This window comes from Micromonospora sp. KC213, from assembly GCF_004348325.1.
Lineage (GTDB): Bacteria > Actinomycetota > Actinomycetes > Mycobacteriales > Micromonosporaceae > Micromonospora.
Genome location: NZ_SMKF01000002.1, coordinates 37,938 through 53,469, shown reverse-complemented (window position 1 = coordinate 53,469; position 15,532 = coordinate 37,938). Strand labels below are relative to the sequence as shown.

Below are 15,532 nucleotides of genomic sequence, written 5' to 3'. Positions count from 1 at the left end.
CTTCTGGGAGCCGCAATGAGGTTCGGTTACGCCATCGTGTACGTCTCGGACGTGATCCAGGCTGTCGACTTCTACGAGCGGGCTTTCGGGCTCGCTCGCGCGTTCGTCCACGAGTCGGGCGATTTCGCCCAGCTCGATACCGGCGGCACAGCGCTCGCCTTCACCAGCCACCGGCTCGGGGCGAAGGCAGTGCCAGTCCCCTACACCGCCCTCAACCCTTCCATGCCACCGGCGGGGCTCGAGTTCACCTTCATCACCGATGACGTCGCCGGCGGCTTCGCCCGCGCGGTCGCGGCGGGTGCCACCGCTCTGGCCGAGCCGCACGACACCGCCTGGGGACAGGTGGTCTCTTATGTCAGAGATCCCTACGGCGTCCTCGTGGGAATCGCCTCGCCGGTCACCGGGTCCTAACCCGTCGAGCCCACCCGACATAGATCAGCGCCACTGGGAGCACCGGCTGCTCCCAGTGGGCTACCATCGTCGGCTTGGACGAGGTGACTCATCTACGTGTTTCCTTGACCTACGACCGCCGCCCGGCCGTGAAAGCGCACCGCTGGCCGTCCCGGACGGCAGTCCCATCACCGACTGTACTTCGCACGCGGCTGGTCGATCCGGTTCCGCGCTGCCACCGACCTAGCCTGTCGGCACCTTGCCGGGCGCAACGGCGGGGATCAGATGTGTGTGCCTCCCGGCCAGGCGACACACGAACGCACTGGTGAGCACCGACCGGCACGGACCCGGGCAACGTCCCGCCCGAGGCGCACCAGCGCCCTTAGTCGCGACCGAATGTGAGACAGAGGTTCGTTTACAGTTCCCGCGCTGCCTGGTGAGGCAGTCAGCGCAGCCAGCCCGGCTGGATCCGGCCCGACTCGTATGCCCACACGACCAGCTGGGCGCGATCTCGGAGGTCGAGCTTGGACAGGACCCGGCTCACGTGGGTCTTGGTGGTCGCATGGCTGATCAGCAGACGCTCCGATATTTCCTCGTTGGACAGTCCGGCAGCTACCAGGTCCATGATTTCGGTCTCGCGGACGGTGAGGCTCGCCAACTCGGCCGCCGGTGCCGGAGCAGCCAGCCGAGCGGCCACATCGGCGATCAGACGGCGGGTGACCGAGGGGGCCAGCAATCCGTCGCCTCGGGCCACTACCCGCACGCCGTGGATCAACTCGGTGGGCTCCATGTCCTTGACGAGGAATCCACTCGCGCCGGCGCGGATCGCGCCGTACAGATAGTCGTCCTGTTCGAAGGTGGTGAGGATTACGATCTTGACGGCGCCGAGTCGCTGGTCCGAGACGATTCGCCGGGTCGCCTCCAGCCCGTCCAGCTCGGGCATCCGGATATCCATGAGCACCACGTCGGGGCCGTGTTCCGCGGTTAGCCGCACCGCCTCGATGCCGTCGCCGGCTTCCGCCACCACCGTTATGTCGGGCTCACCCTGCAGGATCGAGCGGAAGCCGGCCCGGACCAGGGTCTGATCATCCGCGAGGAGCACCGTGATCATGCCGCACGGCTCCCGGTCGGCGTTCGGACGGACCACGGTAAGCGGCGGTGCGGTGACGTAAACCGGGTACGGCACATGGTGACCATTCTATGAGCCCTCCCAAGCTGGTCTTGCAGCTCAGGGCAGGTGCGGCGAGCCCAGACAGAGAAGAGGGCCAAGATTTGGCAAGACGGCAGTCGACCGGGATCTGCGCAGACCTTTCTACGGCTGTAGAATCAACCTCTACATATGTAGAAGGAGGTAGTGATGGCGCGGACGGCAGTGGTCATCGGAGCGGGCATCGGCGGGTTGAGCGCAGCGATCGGTCTGCACCGCAGGGGCTGGCAGGTGACCGTGCTCGAACGCGTCGCCGCCTTTCGGCCGGTCGGGGCGGGCTTGGTCCTACAGGCGAACGGGCTGCGCTGTCTGGACGCGCTGGGCCTCGGCGCGGTCGTGCGGGAGCAGGGCCACGACGACGTGTCGGGTGGTGTCCGCAGACTCGACGGCCGATGGCTGGCCCGCATCGAGGCTGGCGGACTGGAACGCATCCTCGGCACGTCCGCGATCGGCATCCACCGCGCCGCCCTCCATGAGATCCTGCTCGCGGCCCTGCCAGCCGGCGTTGTGGTGACCGGCGCCGAGGTCCGTGCCGTCACCACGGACGGCGCCGTCAGCTATCAGAGCCAGGACGGACCGGTCCAGGTAAACGCCGATCTGGTAGTCGGTGCCGACGGCATCCACAGCACGGTGCGCAAGCTGCTCTGGCCGGAGGCCGCCGCCCCGGTACCCATCGGCGTCACCGCGTGGCGCGGGGTCACACCGGCCTGGGACGGCGACCTTGTCGTCGCGATCAGTTGGGGGCGGGGTGAGGAGTTCGGCATAGTGCCACTGATCGACGGTCGGGTCTACTGGTACGCCGCCGTCAATGCCGCACCCGGCGGATCGGTCGCCGACGAGCCGGCCCGGGTCCGCGCCCGGTTCGCCAACTGGCACGACCCGATCCCCGCCCTCATTGCCGCGACCGGCAGCGTCCTACGCGACGACCTCGCGTGTCTCGACAAGCCGCTCAGGACATACGTCAAGGGTCGGGTCGCCCTACTCGGTGACGCCGCGCACCCGATGACACCCAATCTTGGCCAGGGTGCCAACCAGGCGCTCGAGGACGCCGTCATCCTTGCTTCCGTCGCCCATCGACCGGATGGGTTGACCGCCTTCGACCGGCAGCGACGTCCGCGCAGCCAGCAAGTGGCGAAGGCTTCCCGAACGATCGGCCGCTTCGGCCAACAACTGGACAACCCCATCGCCGTGGCAGCCCGCAACACCATCATGCGGCTGACCCCGCCGCAGTTGGCATTGCGCTCGATGGCCCGCTACGCCGACTGGCGACCGCCACCGCTGGCGGATCAGGCATGACCAAAGATCACCGTTCGGGTCCGCGCTGAGCGTCTCCTGGATCCCAAATCGCGGTCTACCCACATCTGAGCACCCACCGCGCCGGTACGTGCCCGGCTGCCTACAGTAATCACCATGCGGCCCCCCGAGTGGACGCCGATGCGGCGCGACATGGTGCTGGCGGCGCTGGTCCTCGTCCTGGATGTCGGCACGGTGCTGAACACGGATCCGGGCAGCCGTCCGCTGTTTCCGGTCGGCTGGGCGCTGCTGGCGCTCAGCGCCGCCGCGCTGGTTCTGCGCCAGCGCTACCCGATTCCGGTCCTCGTCCTGAGCAGCGTCTGCGCCCTGCTCTACTACCCGCTGGGCTTCCCCGACTCGCCGATGGCCCTCTCGTTCATCCTGACCCTCTATGTCATCGCCCGCGACTGCTGGCGCCCGGTGTCCATCTGCGCCGCCCTGGTGCTGGCGATCGCCTTCCCGCTGGCGCCCGTCGTTGTTCACCAGCTGGCTGGTCAGGCAAGTGAGGCGCCGCAGACGCATACCGCAGTGGCCATCGGCGTGATCCTGCTCCTCACGATCGCCGCCGGCGAGATGGGCCGCGACCGGCGTGAGCGTGTCGTCGCCGCCGAGCAACGGGCCGCTGAGGCGGAAGCGACACGAGAACAGGAGGCGTGGCAGCGGGCCACGGCGGAACGCCTGCGCATCGCGCGGGAGCTGCACGACGTCGTCGCGCACCAGATCTCACTGATCAACGTGCAGGCCGGTGCCGCCCTGCACACCCGCGACGAGGGTGGTGCATTCGCGGCGCTGGAGGCGATCCGCGCCGCCAGCAAGGAGGCGTTGCGCGAGGTCCGAGCGGTGCTGGGCGTGCTACGCCAGGTCGACTCGGAGGACCAGGTGAGGCCGGCACCGTCGTTGTCCCGGTTGTCGGAGCTGGTTGCGCACAGCGAGGCATCCGGTCTGCCGGTCCGGCTCACCGGGGACAGCGAGGTGCCGGCCCTGCCTGCGCCGGTCGACTCAACCGCGTACCGGATCGTGCAGGAGGCGTTGACCAACGCCGTCCGGCACGCGCAGGCAAGCACGGTGCGGGTGGATCTCCGGCACACCGGCACCGACATGATCATTGAGGTCGAGAATGACGGGACGACCCGGGCGGATCCCATGCCGGTGCGCCCTGGCAACGGCCTGCTGGGCATGACGGAGCGGGTCGCGGCCGTCGGCGGAGAACTGCAGGCGTGTCCCACCACCGGCGGAGGTTTCCGGGTACGAGCACGGCTGCCGGTGGCACTCCCCGAGGACGGCACCGGCTGACCGTGCGGCAACTGAGCTCAGCCCCGAGACCGCGCCGAGCGTCGTCAGCAGCCAGTTGCCGACCAGGCCGACCACGAACGGGCCTTCCCGGGTACGGCACCGAAGCCCACTCACGCCATTACTGGATGCTCTGATCTGCCGACGGCCTGCTTCTTGGGTCACGCTGTCGCTCTGAACGGGCATCATGAATACACCTCTGGTCGCACCGAGCAGATTCGACGTACCTCCGAGGTTGCAGGTTGGAGCTCACGGAATCGGGGGCATTTCGGGGACGCTGCGACGATCGATTCGCGCTGAATCCTGGAACCATTGTTGATGTGAAGCGTAGAAGCATTCTCCTCCTTGCGGCCCTGTCCGGTGCGGCCACCACCGGCCTGGCCTGTGCCTGCAGCGGCGGATCCGAGGACGATTCCGGCAGCGACAGCCCCTCCGGCGGCACGGCCGCCTTCGACAAACCGCTGCGCATCCCGCCGCTCCTCATGCCAAAGGTGGACGCCGACGGCGTGAAGCAGTTCACGCTGACCATGCAGAGCGGGGGCCGCTCGGAGTTCCTGCCTGGCAAGACCACAGAAACCTGGGGCATCAACGGCGCCTACCTCGGTCCGACGCTGCGGGTATCCCGCGCCGACCGAGTGCGCATGCGGGTCACCAATCGGCTCGGTGAGACCAGCACCCTGCACTGGCACGGCATGCGCGTCCCGGCAAAGATGGACGGCGGACCGCACCAGATGATCAAGCCCGGCGCCACCTGGAGCCCGGAGTGGACGGTCGATCAGCCGGCCATGACCGGGTGGTACCACCCGCACCTGCACGAGAAGACAGCCATGCACGTCTACCGCGGCCTGGCTGGCCTGATCATCGTTGACGACCCGGAAGAGCCGGGCCTGCCCCGCGAGTACGGCGTCGACGACATCCCCCTGATCATCCAGGACAAGAAATTCAAGCGCGACGGCCAGCTGAACGTGAGTGACGTGGAGGGCGGCACCTGGGGGGTGCTCGGCGACAGCATCCTGGTCAACGGCACGCTCGGCGCGCAGTTCAAGGTCACCACGCAGGCGGTGCACCTCCGGGTCCTCAACGCCTCCAACGCCCGGGTGTATCGCGTGGGGTTCGCCGACAACCGCACCTTCCACGTGGTGGGCACCGACGGCGGACTGCTGGAGCGGCCCGTCGAAGTCGACCGGGTCAAGCTCAGCCCCGGCGAACGGGCGCAGATCGTGGTGCGGTTCGCCCCCGGCGAGCAGGTCGGCCTCAACAGTATCGGCGAGACGGCGCGAGAGGCCGGCGACCCGGAAGAGGACAATTACCAGCTCATGAAGTTCGTCGCCGCACCGCACCTGGCTCCCTCGGCCGCGCTGCCCACGGCGCTCGGCGGGGCACCCGCCACCCCACCGCCGGCCGGCGCCCGGGTGCGCACCTTCACGCTTTCCGGATCCGAGATCAATGACAAAGAGATGGACATGACCCGGATCGACGAGGTGGTACCAGCCGGTGCGCACGAGATCTGGGAAATCAACAACACCTCGTACGCGCACAACTTCCATATCCACGAGGTGCATTTCCGGATCCTGGAGGTGAACGGCGCGCCGCCGCCGCCGTACCAGCAGGGGCCGAAGGACACCGTCTTCATGGCCAAGGGCGCGAAAGCTCGGCTAGCGGTCTCATTCGGCACCTACGTCGACCCTGTGTCACCGTACATGTACCACTGCCACATCCTTCGGCACGAGGACAAGGGGATGATGGGCCAGTTCGTCGTCGTCGAACCGGGCACCGAGGACCGGGTCCCGCGCACGCTCGCTGCCGGGGCCAAACATCACCACGGCTGATTCCACCGCGCAGGGATGCGACAGGCGGTGCTTGCCGACGACACCACGTCCGACGTGGAAGCGTCGGTACCCGACGTTTCCATGAACCTCGTCCGGGTCGACCGCGAGGAGGACCGCGGTATCGCCCACGATCCGCCCGGCCCGGTCACCGGCCCTCTCCGTGCCGAATACCCGACGAATCCGGTTGACGACAGTCGATTCCTCTTCAAGCCGCGCACCACGTCTGACAGTGTGCAATCGCCAGGGACCTCAGTGGACAGGGCGGGCCGAGGGCGATGACGAAGCGTTGGTTGGTCACAGGGTGTTCGAGCGGACTCGGTCAGGCTCTCGCGGCCCGGCTCGCCGCCGAGGGCGAACAGGTGGTGGCGACGGCCCGGCGGCCGGAGACCCTGGACGGGTTGGTGAGGCGGCATCCAGACAACGTGGTGGCCGCCGCCCTGGACGTACGGGATCCGGAGCAGTGCGCGGCAGCCGTCGAGCGGGCGGTGGACGCCTTCGGCGGCGTCGACGTCCTGGTCAACAACGCGGCCTACGGACAGTTCGGCACCTTCGAGGAGGTCTCCGACGCGGAACTCGCCGCGCAGTTCGACACCAACGTGTTCGGGCCGTGGCGGCTCACCCGCGCGGTGCTGCCGGTGTGGCGGGCGCAGCACTGCGGGCACGCCGTCTTCGTCAGCTCGGTCGCCGGCATGGTTCCCTTCCCGGGGCTCGCCGCGTACACCGCGAGCAAGTTCGCGGTGGAGGGGGCGGCAGAGTCGCTGGCCGCCGAGGCCGGGCACCTCGGGGTGAAGGTGACCATCTTGCAGCCGGGCGGCTTCGCCACCGCCTACAGCGCCAACCTGGTGCTGCCGGAGCACCGGATCGCGGACTACACGCTGGTCGGCGACGGCATGCTCGACGTGGTGCGCGGCATGAACGACAAGCCGGACATCAACTCCCCCGAACTCTTCGCCGACGTGGTCTGGCGTCTCGGTCAGATGGACTCGCCGCCGCTGCGGCTGCCGATCGGTCCCGACTCGGAGACGCTGCTGAAACCCGCCTACGACGCCCGACGCAGTGAGTTCGACCAGGTGATCAAGGCAGGACATCACACCGTGGCGTGAACAGGTGCGCAGATGCCCCTCGCCAGCTGAGCGCACCGGCCCTCCGGACCCGCGCCTTCCTGCTCCTGCGGGTCGCTGTCGGGATCACGCTGGCGATCCGGGAGGCTCGCCGGGCTCTGGTCGGCCGGTCGAGACCAGCCAGCGCCACCGGGGAAGGTCCGCCAGGACCGAGGCGGCTACGAGAATCCAGACGGTGATCGCCGCCGGCATCGGCCAAGCCAGCCAGGATGCCACCACCGATGCCACGGCCAGCAGCACCGAATGGCCGGCGAGCGCCCACAATGGTGGCCACCCAGGCCACCAGCTCGGTGGCGAAGCGCAGCGCGGAGGCCGGCCCCGGCCGGTTCAGGGACCGAGTCACGCCTGCTTCCCGTTCTCCGCCCGGCTCTTGAGCGCCTCGTTGAGCCGTTCGAAGTCCGCCACCGTGCCGTTGACGACCTTTCCGAACAGCGGCACCAGAATCCCCGAGAACGTCTCGCTCTGCACCACCCGCGTGCCCCCGCCGTGCGGGGTGAGGACGAACAGGTGCTCCCCGTCGAAGATCCCGGGCAGGATCAGCCGGCCCAGCCAGCGCAACTCAGCCGCCTCCCGAGCCGCCAGGACGCGCGGCTTGAACGACATCGGACGGCCGGCGACCGGGAACATGCGGAGGCTCAGGGTGCTGCCGACACGGGCCTCACCGGCCGCCTCCCGGATGAAGGGATTCCACTGCGCATAGCGTGGAAAGTCGGTCAGCACCTCCCAGACCCGCTGCGGCGTCGCGTCGACATCCACCTGCGTCGAGATCTCGCGCATTGGTCTCCCTTCAAGAGTTCGATCATGATATCCACTGGGGACCAGTGGGAGGACTCTGGATCAGGTGACCCTTGCAGTCGGCGATGACCTGCACGTTCACCCGTGGCGTTTGTACGCTCCGCGGCGGAGCGTGGTTGCGATGATCTCCGAGCTCTCGGCGTGCAGGGCCTGCGCAGCCGTCTGCCCGGTTGCCGCCAGGTAGGTGTCGACCAGCCGGTTGCCGGCGGCGTACCCGGCGCCCGTCGGCAGCCCCACCGGCGTGAGGCCGAAGCGCTCGGCGCTGGGGTCGCCGTGCACCCAGGCAGTGAAGTTGTGCATACCTGTCACGTCGAGCCCGGTGAGCACCTTGGCGAAGACCTCGTCGTCGTGCAGATGCGGCACGCCGATCCGGGTGTGGCCAAGCTCATCGCCGTAGAGCTGGCGGGCGAAGGCGTCGGCCAGGCCCTCGGAGACGATGTGGTCCCCGACCGTGACGGTCATCGGATCCCACACGATCCCGCCCGGGCCGAACCGCAGGTTGTGGTTGAGTTCGTGCACGGCGGTGGCCTCCAGCCGCTCCACGTTCTCGGGGAAGGGCCAGAGCGTGATCACGATGTGGCCGGAGATGCCACCGAACCCGGTCACCCCGTGGCAGGGTCCCATGAAGTGCTCGTCACCCGGATCGCCGAGCACGAACAGCACGGTGATGTCCGGGGCCTCCAGCCCCGGATTCGCCTTTAGCAGTACGGCGAAAGCGTCGCCCAAGGCGCGTTGCATCCGCTCCCAGGCCCCGGCCGCCGCCAGGGTTTCGAGCGCGTCAAGGCAACGCGCCTCATCACGGTCGATGGGGAACCCGGAAGCTTCCCGGTGCATGGCCACCAGGTCGACCTCGCCGGGGTAGTAGCGGTACATGCCCCTGGTGGGCTCCAGCATGGAACGCAGCAGGTCAACGCGGTCCGCGACCGGGGCAAGCAAAATCCGTTTCATGGCAGAGTAGGTGTCATGAACAGTGATCGACATGGCCTCGATGCTAGGAACTGACGTAACGTCAGGGTCAAACCAGCGGCGCTCTCCGTCAAGGTACGGCCGGCATGCCGTCACCGGGCCCGTCATGACCGACGGTTCGCCGTGGCGATGGACTTATGCACGTTGTTCCGCCGGTACGGTGCCCATACCTGCCGCACGCAGTGTGACCTGGGGACCTTGCATTTGAGGTCGAACCCCACGACGAATGGCAAACCGGCGACCGCCGCCACCTCACCCAAGGCACCGTGGCCCTGATCACCACGCCGCCAGCCCCGACCATCACAAACGAGCTCGTCGCCGCCACGTCAGGGCGCGACGTTGCCGGAAGCGTAACCCATCGGTTACGCTTCCCATGTGGACGAGGTAGCGGCCGCCATCGCCGATCCGGTGCGGCGGGAAATACTGCTGATGCTGCGCGACAAACCACTCTCGGCCGGGCAGATCGCCGACCGGTTCGCGATCAGCCGGCCGGCCGTCAGCCGCCATCTGCGCGTGTTACGTGAGGCCGGCCTGGCGCGCGACACGGCCGATGGACGTCGGCGTGTCTACACACTGGTCACCGCGCCGCTCGACGAGTTGGCCGGGTGGCTGGAACGGCTGATGCGCCCGTCTGGCTGGCAGCACCACCTCGATGCACTGGAAACCGAGGTCTACCGCACCCGCCGCGAGCGGCAGACGGCCGCCGGGCGGCACCCATCCCAGAAGGAGACCGCATGAGCCCGACACCCACCGGCCGACTGTTGGGCAACGACCTCGTGCTGACCCGCACGTTCCGCGCTCCGATAGCTGACGTCTGGGCGAGCCTCACCGATCCGGCACGTACGGCGCGCTGGTTCGGCCCCTGGCAGGGCGACGCCGCGCCGGGACGCACCATCAAGGTCCAGATGGTGCACGAAGAGGGAAAGCCCTGGATGGACATGACCATCGACGCGTGCGAACCGCCGCACCGGCTAACGGTTTCCGCCGTGGACGAGCACGGCAGCTGGCACCTGGACATGGCGCTCGTCGAGAGTGCGGGCGTGACCGAGCTGCGGTTCACACAGCACCTGACCGGCACGGAGGGCGTCGGCGAGGTCGGACCGGGCTGGGAGTACTACCTGGACGCTTTGGTGGCCTCGCACGTCGACCAGCCGGCACCGAACTTCGACGACTACTACCCGGCGATGAAAGAGCACTTCGAGGCTCAGCGATAGATACAGCGCAATAATCCGCGGCAGTCAGCACGGGGTCGGATGCCGCGTTGCTGTCAGGCGACGTCGTAGATCAGGTGCCGACCGTCGTACGAGCAGGTAGGAGCGTTGGCTGGGATGCTCTACCGCGGTGTGGGGTGTTCGGTCTAGGCGGGCGACGAGGTCGAGGCCGGCTTGCGCCAGGGCCGCCGTCTCCGCCGCCGGGTCGAGGAGGCGGAAGGTCAGGTCGACGGGCTGGTCCCACCAGTCGGTCAGGGTCTTGGCCTGCCCGGGCTGGGTGTCGGTGTCGCTGGTGTGGAAGCCGAGCAGGGCGTGTCCACCCTGGCGCAGCACCCGAGCGAACTCGGCGTAGGCGGCGTTGCGCCGGGGCCCGTCGAGATGGATCACCGCGTACCAGCAGAGGATTCCGCTCACGCTTCCGGATCGGATGGGCGGCGCGGTCATGTCCGCCGCGGCATACGGCAGCGACGTGGTGCGGCGCGCGATGGCGCACATCCTGGGTGACAGGTCGATGCCGACCGGGTCGGCCCGGCGGTGGGCGAGATGCCTGGTCGCAATGACCGGGGCCGCAGCCCACGTCGAGGACGGGCCCGTCGGCGGTTAGCTCGGCGAAGGCGTCCAGTAGTGCTCGGTCGAGTGGTTTGCCGTGCAGCTCGTCGCCGATCTCGGCGGCGTAGCGCTCGGCCACCAGGTCGTAGCTGCGGCACGTATCGGCGGCTTCTGCCGTGTGCGCGGCGGATGACTGGTTTCGACCCACGGCCGACACAATCGTCAGGTGACGCCTTTCGGCGGCATGATTGCGTCGCTGTGGTGTTCGGCCGCCACGCGTTAGGCGGCGAGTTGCGCTCGCAGTCCCCACCGGTCGATCTGGATCCAGTACTCCGCGATCCTGCCGTCGGCGACGCGGTACACACAGCTGGTTACCTGGATGATGGGCTGGCCTGTGGGCAGCAATCCGTTGACGCTTCCGACGTGCGTTCCGTGCTGGGTCCAGCGCGCGTACACCTTGTCGCCACTGCCGAACAACTCGTCGATCTCCAGACGGAACGGCCCGTAGGCCGTGAGCATCTCCTCGACATGCTCGGCGTACTCCTGCGGAGTACGTGTGATCGTCGCCGGGTCCTCAGCCTGCACCTGATGAGCGATCACCGTGGCCGCCATCAGCCGGTCGGCTTGTCCGGGATCGGCCCCCGAGCGAACGACCTGCAAAAACTCCCGGACCACCGAAACCGGGTCATGGCTCATGGATCGATTGTGTCCCACCGGATCGTCCCGGCATGGCGGAGCCTGCGGTCTGTGCGTGCCGTCACCGGGTGACAAGTCCCTACGCCTGACCGGTGTCACCGACATCAGCACCACCTCGGGCCTGAGCCGCTGCACCGCGGCGACCGCCTCGACACCGTCGCCGGCCTCGGCGACCACCTCGATGTCGTCCTGCAGGTCCAGGATCGTCGCGAAACCGGCCCGGACGAGGTCCTGGTCATCGGCCACCACCACCCGGATCATGCGAAGACCGCCTCCAGTGTGCATCCACGTTCCTCCAACCCGACGCCAACGGTGACTTCCCCACCGGCCGCCGCGACCCGCTCACGCAAGCCGATCAGCCCGTGACCGCCCGACCCTTGCCTGCCCCCGCCAGCGGAGCGGATCCCGACGCCGTCGTCGGCGACGGAGAGCCGGAAGCCACCGCCGGTCCAGGTGGTGCGCAGTTCGACGGTGCTCGCTTGCGCGTGTTTGACCACGTTGGTCAGTGCTTCCTGGGGAACCCGGTACGCGGCCAGGTGAACGTCCGGAGACAGCTCTCTGGGCTCACCGGTGGTGTGCAGGCGCACCGCCAGCCCGGCCTGCTCGATCTTTCGGGCGAGCGCCGGCAGGTCGGCCACGCCACGCGGCGGTTCGACCGCCTCCGGGTTACGCAGCCCGCGGACGGTGGTGCGCAGCTGGGACATCGCGTCGCGTCCGGTGGCGGCGATGGCGTCGAAGGCGGATGCCGCGCGCTGCGGATGCCGCTCCGCGAGCGCCGCGCCGGCTTCCGCCTGCACGATCATCATGCTGAACGCGTGCCCGACAATGTTGTGCAGGTCGGCGGCGAGGCGGGTCCGCTCGCGTGCGGCCGCCAGCTCCGCGGCCTGCGCGGCGTTGTTGTCGGCCAGTTCCTGCCGGGTCCGCGCCAGCGCGCCGATCGCGAACGCGGCAAGCCAGGTGAGCAGTTCCCGTACCGCGGTGGTCAGCGAACCGACCACGGACAGCAACCCCACCGCGGTGACGACGAGCGCGATGAGGCGGTGTTTGCCGGGCGCCAGATTGGCGACCGTGTAGAGGCCGACCAGGGCGCCGTACCAGATCGGCTGTGCGGGGCCGGTGCCCAGCACGCCGTACGCCCCGACGCACAGCTCGGTCAACACCAGGCACAGCAGGGGCGCCTTCCGGCGGAACACCACGGGCAGCGCGGAACCCAGGACCGGCAGGTACTCCGCGAGCTGCCACGGTTCGTCCGAGGCGACCCGATCGGAGAACAGGAACGGCGCCGACTGCGCCAGCAGCACGACCGCCGCCAGACCGGCGTCCTTGGCCCAGGTGATCCGCACGACGACAGACCCTAGCGCCCCCTCCCCCGTGCGAGGGGGCGCAAGACCAGCCTCGCTGGCGATGTCCGGCACGTCGGCGCTGAACAGGATGTTTCCGGTACTCCCGACCTGACCGCCGCCCACACCCACGGGTTCAGGTCAGGTCAAGGCGGGGCAATTCCCGGCGGGAACGGATGCCAAGCTTTCGGAAGGCGCGGTAGAGGTGGTGCTCGACGGTCCGCGGGCTGAGGAAGAGTTGGGCGGCGATCTCCCGGCTGGTGCTGCCGTCCGCAGCCAGTCGAATCACCTGGCGCTCCTGGGGGGTGAGCCGGTCCAGTGGGTTAGCGGCGGTCGGCGCAGCCGGGACGAGCGTCTCCCCGGTCGCCTTGAGCTCGGTACGCACCCGTGTCAGCCATGGATTTGCATCGAGCTTTTCGAATGTCTTCAGGGCGGCGCGCAGGGACGCCCGCGCGTCGCTGCGTCGTCGGGCGCGGCGCAGCCACTCGCCGTAGAGAAGCTGGGTGCGCGCCTGTTCGAAAGGCCGGCCCGCGTTCTCATGGGCATCAAGGGCGCGCAGGTAGTCGTCCTCGTCGTCGGACAGTAGAGCGCGGACGCGAGCGGTGAGCGCCTGTGCCCACGGCTGCCGACCGGCCCGGGCCCACGCCTCCAGTCGGCGCAGCGCTTCCTCGGCCCGGGCCGGCTCACCCATCCGTACGGCAGCCTCGGCTTGGTCGGCGCCTGCGGCGATCAGGGCGGAGGCGTGTCGCAGCGGCCCCCGGGTGGCCGCCTCCAACCGGTTCAGCGCCACCTCGTATCGACCCAGCCCCAGATCGAGCAGGCTGAGTGAGATAAGCCCGCTCATGCCGCCGGTGTCGGGTTCGCCGCCCGCGAGGCGTACGCAGCGCTCCTCGTCCCCTTCGATGGCGGCGACTCTGGCCAGGACCGAGTTCAGCTGCGACACCCGTTGCAGCAGGCCCGTGTCATGGGCGATGCGTATGGCCTCGGCCACGGATGCCTCGGCATCCCGGTGCCGCCCGGCCAGTATCTGCACACCGGCCAGGTCCTGCAGCACCTGCGGCAGCGCGCCCACGAGCCCGTGACGGCGGCAGTGTAATGCCTGCGCCTCGGCCAGTTCGCGGGCGTTCGCGTCGTCACCGAGGATCATCGCGCAGAAGGTGGCCCAGGTCATGGTGATATCCGCGGGCGGCGCTGTCGCCCCGTTGAGTCTTTCTCGCACGGAACGGGAATCGCTCGTCATCAGCTCCGTCAGCAACGGCAGCCCTCGCGCGTAGTCCTCGTCCACGAGATGCGTCATCCCCAGCACCATCGGGTCGGGGCGGCCCAACGCGCGTAGCCGTTCGGCCGCGTCCCGGATGGCATCCCGGTCACCGCTGAACCACGCGTACCCGGCGCTGGTGCGCAACATGGCCACGGCGGCGTCCGGGTCGGCGTGTGCGGATCGTTCGACCAGTATTCGGGCCGCGAGCCGGCGCTCGCCCAACTCGAACTCCACGGTGGCGCGCACGCGCGCCAGTCTGGCCAGCGATTCGGGATCGTCCACCAGTTGCTCGGCCTGGTCGGCCAGTTGTGCCGCCTGCGCGGCGTGCCCGGCGGAAAGCGCGAGTGAGGCCGCCTCGCCCAGCCGGGCCGCCCGGTCCGACAGGCCGGGGGTGAGGTTCGCGGCCTGCTCGTACAGGCCGGCCGCGGCGGCGTACGCGGTGCGGGCTCGGGCGCGTTCAGCGGCACGGACGATCTCCGCGGCGACACCTTCGTCGGCGGAGGTGGTGGCGACGGCGAGGTGGCGGGCGCGGCAGTCCTCGTCGGTCGCCGACTCCGCGAGCGCTTGGTGCACGGCGATCCGTCGCGCCAGCGGCGCCCCCTGGTAGGCGGCGGTGCTGATCAGGGGATGCCGGAAGGTGACGACGTTCGCGGTGACTTGGACGAGCCCCGCCTTCTCGGCCTCCGTCAGGTCCTCCAAGCCGACTCCCAGCGCGGTGGCGGCGCCCAGCAGCGTCGGCAGGTGGCCGCGCGCCTCGGCGGCGGCCGTCAGCATCATCAGGCGTGTCCTTTCCGGCAGCCGCCCGATCCGCGACCGGAAGGACGCGAGCACCTGGTCGGCCACCGGCATGGGCCCGGCAACGGTGTGGTAGCTACGCCGTGCCGCGGCGAACTCGATCAGTGCGAGCGGGTTGCCCGCCGACTCCTGGATCACCTGTTCACGCAGAACGGGCGTGAGCCCCCGCCCCTCCAGCAACCGCACGGCGTCCTCCGGCGGCAGCCGTGACGGCCGCAGTTCCGGCAGGCCCGTCGCCGGGAAACCCTCCTCCCGCGTGGCGAACAGCATCGCCACCCCCTCGGCGGCCAGCCGGCGTGCGGCGAACAGCAGCGCGTCGGCGCTCGCCCGGTCCAGCCACTGCGCATCGTCCACCAGGCACAACAGAGGGCCGTCGTCGGCCACCTCCGCCATCAGCGTCAGCACGGCCAGCCCCGACAGGAACCTGTCGCCTCCGCCCTCACCTTGGGCACCAAGCAGCGCGCGCAGCGTCTGGGCCTGTGGCCCCGGCAGCGCGTTGAGCCGGTCCCGCACCGGCCAGACCAACTGGACCAGACCGGCGAACGCCAGGTCGGCCTCCACCTCGACGCCGGTGACCCGCAGGGTCGTAAGACCGGCGCCGTCGGCGTACTCGCCGGCCCACGCCAGCAGCGCCGACTTGCCAATCCCTGGCTCGCCGCGCACGACGAGGCTGCCGCTCCGGCCGGTGCGCGCCGCGTCGACCAGGTCTCTGATCGCCGCCTGCTCGCCCGCCCTGCCGTACAGCACCTGCGCTCCCTGTCCGTAGCTACGTACGACCCACCTCCCGTA

General features: G+C 69.2%; 14 protein-coding genes. 7 read left to right on the top strand and 7 right to left on the bottom strand.

Annotation, left to right across the window (positions count from 1 at the left end):
- The first annotated feature begins 15 nt into the window (after positions 1-15).
- Positions 16-411 carry a VOC family protein gene (locus E1166_RS00915; RefSeq protein WP_132334854.1) on the top strand — a complete coding sequence of 132 codons (396 nt, stop codon included), beginning with the start codon at positions 16-18 and terminating at the stop codon, positions 409-411.
- 424 nt (positions 412-835) lie between these two features.
- Here E1166_RS00915 and E1166_RS00910 read toward each other — a convergent pair whose 3' ends face one another.
- Complete coding sequence (locus tag E1166_RS00910; protein ID WP_132334998.1) at positions 836-1,501, bottom strand: response regulator transcription factor; 666 nt, start codon at positions 1,499-1,501, stop codon at positions 836-838.
- 246 nt (positions 1,502-1,747) lie between these two features.
- Between E1166_RS00910 and E1166_RS00905 the strand changes: the two genes are divergently transcribed.
- The 4 genes from E1166_RS00905 (at position 1,748) to E1166_RS00890 (ending at position 7,112) form a co-directional block, all read left to right on the top strand.
- A complete protein-coding gene (locus E1166_RS00905; protein WP_132334852.1) occupies positions 1,748-2,893 on the top strand; it encodes an FAD-dependent monooxygenase in 1,146 nt (381 codons plus the stop codon).
- 114 nt (positions 2,894-3,007) lie between these two features.
- Positions 3,008-4,183 (top strand): sensor histidine kinase, encoded by a 1,176-nt coding sequence (locus E1166_RS00900; RefSeq protein ID WP_132334850.1) that lies wholly within the window; start codon positions 3,008-3,010, stop codon positions 4,181-4,183.
- 239 nt (positions 4,184-4,422) lie between these two features.
- Positions 4,423-6,009 carry a multicopper oxidase domain-containing protein gene (locus E1166_RS00895; protein ID WP_243710066.1) on the top strand — a complete coding sequence of 529 codons (1,587 nt, stop codon included), beginning with the start codon at positions 4,423-4,425 and terminating at the stop codon, positions 6,007-6,009.
- Between the two features lie 290 nt (positions 6,010-6,299).
- Positions 6,300-7,112, top strand: coding sequence for an SDR family oxidoreductase (locus E1166_RS00890; protein ID WP_243710065.1), 813 nt, complete (start codon positions 6,300-6,302; stop codon positions 7,110-7,112).
- 357 nt (positions 7,113-7,469) lie between these two features.
- On the opposite strand, the gene E1166_RS00880 is transcribed toward E1166_RS00890, so the two are convergent.
- Both E1166_RS00880 and E1166_RS00875 read right to left on the bottom strand, forming a co-directional pair.
- Positions 7,470-7,907, bottom strand: coding sequence for an SRPBCC domain-containing protein (locus E1166_RS00880; protein ID WP_132334846.1), 438 nt, complete (start codon positions 7,905-7,907; stop codon positions 7,470-7,472).
- Between the two features lie 96 nt (positions 7,908-8,003).
- Complete coding sequence (locus tag E1166_RS00875) at positions 8,004-8,999, bottom strand: DUF2268 domain-containing putative Zn-dependent protease (RefSeq protein ID WP_207913882.1); 996 nt, start codon at positions 8,997-8,999, stop codon at positions 8,004-8,006.
- A gap of 267 nt (positions 9,000-9,266) precedes the next feature.
- On the opposite strand from E1166_RS00875, the gene E1166_RS00870 reads away from it, so the two are divergent.
- Positions 9,267-9,629 carry a metalloregulator ArsR/SmtB family transcription factor gene (locus E1166_RS00870; protein WP_132334842.1) on the top strand — a complete coding sequence of 121 codons (363 nt, stop codon included), beginning with the start codon at positions 9,267-9,269 and terminating at the stop codon, positions 9,627-9,629.
- On the top strand, positions 9,626-10,105 hold the full coding sequence (locus E1166_RS00865; protein WP_132334840.1) for an SRPBCC family protein: 480 nt from the start codon (positions 9,626-9,628) through the stop codon (positions 10,103-10,105). The genes E1166_RS00870 and E1166_RS00865 overlap by 4 nt, the downstream gene beginning before the upstream one ends.
- Before the next feature lie 24 nt (positions 10,106-10,129).
- Here E1166_RS00865 and E1166_RS00860 read toward each other — a convergent pair whose 3' ends face one another.
- The 4 genes from E1166_RS00860 to E1166_RS00840 form a co-directional block, all read right to left on the bottom strand.
- Positions 10,130-10,660 carry a class I SAM-dependent methyltransferase gene (locus E1166_RS00860; RefSeq protein WP_132334838.1) on the bottom strand — a complete coding sequence of 177 codons (531 nt, stop codon included), beginning with the start codon at positions 10,658-10,660 and terminating at the stop codon, positions 10,130-10,132.
- Between the two features lie 270 nt (positions 10,661-10,930).
- Positions 10,931-11,608: an ester cyclase gene (locus tag E1166_RS31675; protein WP_243710064.1), complete on the bottom strand. Its 678-nt coding sequence runs from the start codon at positions 11,606-11,608 to the stop codon at positions 10,931-10,933.
- Positions 11,605-12,690: a histidine kinase gene (locus E1166_RS00845; RefSeq protein WP_165944196.1), complete on the bottom strand. Its 1,086-nt coding sequence runs from the start codon at positions 12,688-12,690 to the stop codon at positions 11,605-11,607. Before E1166_RS00845 ends, E1166_RS31675 begins: the two co-directional genes overlap by 4 nt.
- A gap of 133 nt (positions 12,691-12,823) precedes the next feature.
- On the bottom strand, positions 12,824-15,490 hold the full coding sequence (locus tag E1166_RS00840) for a helix-turn-helix transcriptional regulator (RefSeq protein ID WP_132334832.1): 2,667 nt from the start codon (positions 15,488-15,490) through the stop codon (positions 12,824-12,826).
- Positions 15,491-15,532 lie beyond the last annotated feature (42 nt).